The 1232-nt window shown below is 45.9% G+C and carries 2 pseudogenes; one reads left to right on the top strand and one right to left on the bottom strand.

The features are described 5' to 3' along the window. A pseudogene (locus tag F6K49_RS50510) lies at nucleotides 1-879 on the top strand (IS4 family transposase); the annotation flags it as partial. Here F6K49_RS50510 and F6K49_RS50505 read toward each other — a convergent pair. Further along, a pseudogene (locus F6K49_RS50505) lies at nucleotides 880-1005 on the bottom strand (transposase); the annotation flags it as partial. Nucleotides 1006-1232: the final 227 nt, after the last annotated feature.

Below are 1232 nucleotides of genomic sequence, written 5' to 3'. Positions count from 1 at the left end.
GAAAATTTGACATTGATTACACCGTGATCGCGCTTACTTGTGGTGAGTTGGATGCAAATTCCGTGTGGAGTGGGTATTGAGTGTAGATCGTACTACCTGGGAGTTTGGCTCTCAGTGCTACAACATCCTGACTTTGGGCATTGTCCATGAAGGGGTAGCCTTTCGAGTACTGTGGTGGATACTCAAGAAAAAAGGAAACTCCAACAGCGATGAGCGGATGCGGTTGATCGAACAGTTTTACAAAATTTTTCCGGATGCTCAGGGCAAGCTGCTTGTGCGCCGACCGAGAGTTCATTGGGTTTTGCCTGGGTGCGCTATCTACGGCTCGTGCCATCAATGCCATTTCGATTGAGGATTCGAGCCACAGACAAGATTGAGCACAATGGCCGTTCTCTGGCAGCCCAAGTAGTCTTTGCCCACTTGAAGGTGGGTCAATCCCAAACCCTCAAGGGAACTAGTCGCGTTTGGGGTCAATGTGATTGCCGTTGAGGGATTGCGCGAAGATAATGGCAAGCTTTTGGTGGTCATTGCTCCTGCCAACAGCGAGGGGCTGGTGGCCGATTACGCTTTGCGCTGGGGTATTGAAACCCTATGCAGGCATTTTCAAGACTCGGGGCTAATGCCCTTGAATCGACTCACTTCACCGAGGCAGAGCGCTTGGGAAAGCTCTTTGCGCTTTTGACTTTGGCATTATGCTGGTCGATGCGAACAGGGTTATTCCTTCATCAGCTCCAGCCCATTTCGATTAAAAAACATGGTCGCCGAGCCAAGAGTATTTTCCGATATGGTCAAGACCATCTTCGTCATATTGTACTTAATCCTTCTTTCCTCAATCAAAGAGATTTTCTTCAATCTCTGCAGTTTTTGTCCTGTACTTAGACCGTTAACTACTTCCCGCATATTTACTGTACGTGGACGACCTCCGGTTTTGGCTGCTGGAATCAGAGGCTCGATTATTTTCCACTGTGCATCTGAAATGGTCGCTCTTATAGGCTTTTCTTGAATTTGAACACACTTGGCTGGCTGGCTTGTTTTCTTCCCATAAACCTTAAGTCTATATTTGGCGTACGCTCACCTTCTTTATTTTTACTTTATAAATGGTCTCTAAGTAGGTGGGCTTAATTATCCGTAAAATAGCGCTTGAAATTTAAAATAATGAAACCCCTGTGAATAGAGGCTTCCAGCTTGATTTTCGTCTTTTAAGTTTTAACGTTTATTTATGCCCACCTACT

It is taken from the genome of Moorena sp. SIO3I6 (assembly GCF_010672095.1).
The sequence above is the reverse complement of the archived record's forward strand: the minus strand, read 5'-3'. Positions and strand labels throughout refer to the sequence as shown.